At 64.9% G+C, this 4,484-nt stretch carries 5 protein-coding genes; all 5 read right to left on the minus strand.

Annotation, left to right across the window (positions count from 1 at the left end; all coding sequences use genetic code 11):
- Nucleotides 1-20 precede the first annotated feature (20 nt).
- Nucleotides 21-749, minus strand: a complete 729-nt coding sequence (locus tag EN932_RS30045; protein ID WP_024501651.1) for an SDR family oxidoreductase — start codon at nt 747-749, stop codon at nt 21-23.
- Between the two features lie 22 nt (nt 750-771).
- Nucleotides 772-2,031 carry an ABC transporter permease gene (locus EN932_RS30050; protein ID WP_024501652.1) on the minus strand — a complete coding sequence of 420 codons (1,260 nt, stop codon included), beginning with the start codon at nt 2,029-2,031 and terminating at the stop codon, nt 772-774.
- Nucleotides 2,028-2,849 carry an ATP-binding cassette domain-containing protein gene (locus EN932_RS30055; RefSeq protein ID WP_013530724.1) on the minus strand — a complete coding sequence of 274 codons (822 nt, stop codon included), beginning with the start codon at nt 2,847-2,849 and terminating at the stop codon, nt 2,028-2,030. Before EN932_RS30055 ends, EN932_RS30050 begins: the two co-directional genes overlap by 4 nt.
- 96 nt (nt 2,850-2,945) lie before the next feature.
- A complete protein-coding gene (locus EN932_RS30060; protein ID WP_013530723.1) occupies nt 2,946-4,034 on the minus strand; it encodes a sugar ABC transporter substrate-binding protein in 1,089 nt (362 codons plus the stop codon).
- 248 nt (nt 4,035-4,282) lie between these two features.
- On the minus strand, nt 4,283-4,484 hold a 202-nt coding region (locus tag EN932_RS30065), incomplete at its 5' end, for a helix-turn-helix domain-containing protein (RefSeq protein WP_164890686.1).

Raw genomic sequence — 4,484 nt, forward strand, 5'->3', positions numbered from 1 at the left:
CCCCTACTCCCCTACTCCCCCTAGAGATCATTGCTCTGCGGCAAAATCACCAAATCCCTTATCGTCACATTGCGCGGCCGGGTCAGCATGAACATCACGGCTTCGGCCACTTCGCGTGGCTGCATCAGGCCGCCGGCGGCGAGTTCCTCTTCGAGCTTGGCCTTCGGCCAGTCGTCGACCAGTGCCGTCACCACCGGGCCGGGCGCCACGGCGCCGACGCGCAGGCCGTGCTTGGCGACCTGCCGGCGCACCGTGTGGACGAAGGCCTGCACGGCGTGCTTGGAGGCCGTGTAGATCGGTTCCCATACCACCGGAACCAGACCGGCGATCGAACTGGTGACGATGATGTCGCCGGTCTTGCGTTCGATCATGTGCGGCAGCACTGCCTGGATCGAGCGGAAGCAGGCATTGATGTTGAGGTTGAGCATACGGTCCCAGACGTCGGGATCGCCGGTCGCCACCTCGCCGCCGACATAGGCGCCGGCATTGGCATGGAAGATGTCGAGTTGGCCGGCCTTCTCCAGGATTTGCGGCATCATGGTGGCGACGCTTGCCGGCTGCATCAGGTCGATCACCAGCGGGATCGCTTTGGGGCCGAGTTCGGCGCACAGTTTGTTCAGCGTCGCCTCGGCGCGGTCGACCAGCACCACGGTGGCGCCGGCCGCCAGCATATGCCTGGCGCATTCGAGGCCGATGCCTGACGCGGCACCGGTGACGGCGGCAACTTTTCCGGACAGTTCTTGGCTCATGTCTTGCTTCCTGTTGATGGGTTCAGGCCCGGCCATGCGAGACACGCGAGCGGCGTGCCAGCGAGTCGACGATGACCGCGATGGCAAGCACGGCGCCGGTGATCATGTACCGAAGCGACGAGGACAGATCGAGCAGCGTCAGGCCGCTGGCGATCGACTGGATGACGATGATGCCGAGCAGTGCCGAATAGGCGCTGCCCCTGCCGCCGAACAGGCTGGTGCCGCCTATGACGGCCGCTGCGATGGCGTTGAGGTTGACGTCGCCCGTGCCGGCCTGCTGGCTGGCCGAGGCCAGGCGGGCCGCCGACAGCACGCCGCCGAAAGCCGCCAGCATCGAGCACAGCACGAAGGCGCTGGAATAGATCAGCCGCACATTGATGCCGGCGCGCCGCGCCGCCTCGCGGTTGCCGCCGACCGCCGACATAGAGCGGCCCCATTTGGTCCGCGTCAGCGCGTAGTGCATCGATATGACCAGGCCGACGAACAGGCCGAACATCCACGGAATGCCGCGCGCCTGATTGAGATAGAAGACGATGAGCTCGAGAATGACCGTAATCACCACCGCGCGCGTGACGAGCCCGCCGGTCGACGGCGCCGACAGGTTCGCTGCGCGGCGGCGCGCGACGGTGCGCAGGCCGGTGATCAGCATGACGATGCCCGGCACGGCCGCCAGAGCGAACGAGACGAGTTTGGGCATCATCAGCAACTGGCCGAAATTCACCAGGTTCGAGCCGTAGGGCAGGTTGATCGAGCCGGTCGAGCCGAGGATGTAGAGCTGCAGGCCAAGCACCGCCAGCAAGCCGGCCAGCGTCGAGACGAAGCTCGGCATGCCGAGCCGGTTGAACAGCAGCGCATAGAGGGCGCCGATGAAGCCGCCGACGGCAACAGCGGCCAGAATCGCGAGCGCCACCGGCCAGCCCTGGTTGACCCACAGCGTGCCGACCATGGCCGAGGCAAAGCCGCTGATCGAACCGACCGACAGGTCGATCTCGCCGACCATCAAAACGCAGACGATGCCGAGCGCGATGACGCCGACGGTGGAGCAATCGAACAGCAGATTGACCAGATTGCTGCTCGACAGGAAGATCGGGTTGATGCTGGCGAACACCGTCCAGATGATGACCAGCCCGACAATCACTGGCAGCGAGCCGAGATCGCCCGAGCGGACCCGGTCGAAGAACCGGCGGATGGCGCCGCCGATCCCCGCCTCGTGCTTGACGCGCACATCGGCGCGGTCGAGCTGCGGCGGCACGGGGGCAGCCTGTTCGGCTTCGCGGCTCATGGGCGTGGCTCCTGGGTCTGGTCTTGCCTGGCCTGCCTGCGCTCGGCGCGCCGCGACACCGAATTGTTCGAAGCGCCGGTGATGGCGCTGACCAGTTCCTGGTTCGAGGCATCGGGCGAGAAGATGCCGTTGTTGCGGCCAAGCCGCAGCACGACGATGCGGTCGGCGACGGCGCGCACGTCTTCCATGTTGTGGCTGATGATGACGACGCCGAGGCCGCGGTCGCGCACCCGCTCGATCAAATTGAGCACTTCCGCCGTCTGCGCCACGCCAAGCGCTGCCGTCGGCTCGTCGAGCAGGATGAGCTTGGGTTCGAGCAGCAGCGAGCGCGCGATCGCCACCGTCTGGCGCTGGCCGCCCGACAGTGAAGCGACCACTTCGCGGACACTCGGGATGCGCGCCGAAAGCTCGTTGAGCAGCGTCCAGGCGCGCACTTCCATCGCCACCTCGTCCAGCCGCAGCGGGCTGAGTTCGCGGCCAAGGAAGATGTTGGCGACGATGTCGAGGTTCTCGCACAGCGCCAGGTCCTGGAACACGGTGGCGATACCGAGCGTCAGCGCGGCACTCGGATCGGCAAGCGTCACCGGCTTGCCGCGAAAACTGATCGTGCCTGAGCTCGGCTGATGCACGCCGGCCAGGATCTTGACCAGGGTCGACTTGCCGGCGCCATTGTCGCCGACCAGCGCCACCACTTCGCCTGCATGAACATCGAGATCGATGTCGGTGAGCGCCGAAACGGCGCCGAAATTCTTCGAAACGCCGCGCAGGCTGAGCACCAGCTCGCCTGCCGGAACCGGTTCGTCCGAGGTATCGGTCATGCCAGGAAGCCTTTCAAAACCGGTTCAAAAATTTCGCATGAGCGCTGCCTGGCCACCGCGCGGGTGGCCAGGCAGCGGAGCGGGCAAGGGTCGCGGTCAGTTCCCGATGCCCAGCTTCTTGCAGCCTTCCGCGTAACGATCGACGCAGAGCTCGGCCGCGGTGTTGATCTTCTTGTCGATGATCTCGGCCTTCAGGTTTTCCTGCGTCACAACAGCCGGCGTGAACAGCTGCGAGGGCGTATCGTACAGCGTCATCTCGGCCTTAGGCGTCTCGCCAGAAAGTAGCTTGATGGCGATGTTGGCGGCGGCCGCCGCCACGATCTCGCTCGGCTTGGAGATGGTGTTGTACTGGTCGCCGGCGATGATCAGCTGCAAGGCTGCGATGGTCGCGTCATTGCCGGTCACCGGCGGCACCGGATCGACGCCGGCCGCCTTGAAGGCCGCGATGGCGCCGCCACCGGTGCCGTCATTGGCGGCAACCACGCCGAGGATTTTCGGGCCGAAGCGGGTGATCTGGCCGCCGGCCCATTGCTGCGCCTTCGGCGGCGCCCATTCCGGCGTGTCGTATTCGGCCAGGATCTTGTAGCCGCTGTTGTCGAGGCCGGCATGGATGCCCTTCTTGATCAGGCCGGCCGCCGCGTCGGTCGGCGAACCGTTGATCTGTAAAACGCCGCCGGTGGCCGGATCGACCTTCAGCGCCTTCAGGTGCTCGACCAGCGAATCGGCGATGGCCTTGCCGATGCCTTCATTGTTGAACGAGACATAGAAGTCGGCCGGCGCTGTCGGGATTGGCCGGTCATAGGCTATGACCTTGATGCCCTGGCTCTGCGCCAGCTTGACCAGCGAGGCGGCGGCGGTCGAGTCGACGGGGTCGAGCACAATCGCCTTGGCGCCCTGCGAGATCACCGAGTTGAACTGCTGCTGCTGGCGCGAGGCGTCGGCATCGGCGTTCTGGTAGAGCACCTTGCAGCCCGGGCATAGCTTCTTCATCTCGGCGGCGAAGCCGGGATAATCATGCTGTTCGTAACGGGTCGAGGCCTGATCAGGCATCAGGAAGGCGACGGTGGCGTCGGTGACTTCGGCTGCCTTGGCGATAGCGGCGGTGCCTGCCAGCAGCGACAGCGCAAGCGCTGCCATGCCGGCGGACTTGCCAGTGGACTTCAATGAAATTGAAAGTTTGGTCATTCGGTCTTCTCCGTTTCTGGATATGTTGTAAGAAGGTCGTTGACTGCTTTGGTGGTCTGAAGACACCCATCCACCCTCGCCCCAACTGCAGGGGAACCAGGGTCCGGCGCTGGACTTTCGAGCCGCGCCGACGTCCTCCGCCGACGGAGGAATTCGAGACAAGCGTTCCCCATCGCGAACCGCTCAACGCGGCTCACGTCCGTCATGCAAAAGAAAAATCCTCCCTTGGTTCCTCCCTGGCTCCTCCGTTAAGCGGCTTTTCCCGCGTTGATGTTGTCGGCCAGCAGGCGCCTGAAGCGCGAGGGCGGCATGCCCTTCTCCGCCAGGAACTGCCGGTTGAAATTGGACAGGTTGTTGAAGCCGACCTCGTAGCAGATGTCGGTGATCGAGGCCTGCTCGTCGCTCATCAGGATCTGGCAGGCGAGATTGATGCGCAGCCGCTTGACGTAC

The organism is Mesorhizobium sp. M7A.F.Ca.US.002.01.1.1, from assembly GCF_004022955.1.
Taxonomy (GTDB): Bacteria; Pseudomonadota; Alphaproteobacteria; order Rhizobiales; family Rhizobiaceae; genus Mesorhizobium; species Mesorhizobium ciceri.

Coding starts and splice junctions, on each gene's coding strand:
- EN932_RS30045 (WP_024501651.1), bottom strand. CDS start 749: ATGAGCCAAGAACTGTCCGGAAAAGTTGCCGCCGTCACCGGTGCCGCG.
- EN932_RS30055 (WP_013530724.1), bottom strand. CDS start 2,849: ATGACCGATACCTCGGACGAACCGGTTCCGGCAGGCGAGCTGGTGCTC.
- EN932_RS30060 (WP_013530723.1), bottom strand. CDS start 4,034: ATGACCAAACTTTCAATTTCATTGAAGTCCACTGGCAAGTCCGCCGGC.
- EN932_RS30050 (WP_024501652.1), bottom strand. CDS start 2,031: ATGAGCCGCGAAGCCGAACAGGCTGCCCCCGTGCCGCCGCAGCTCGAC.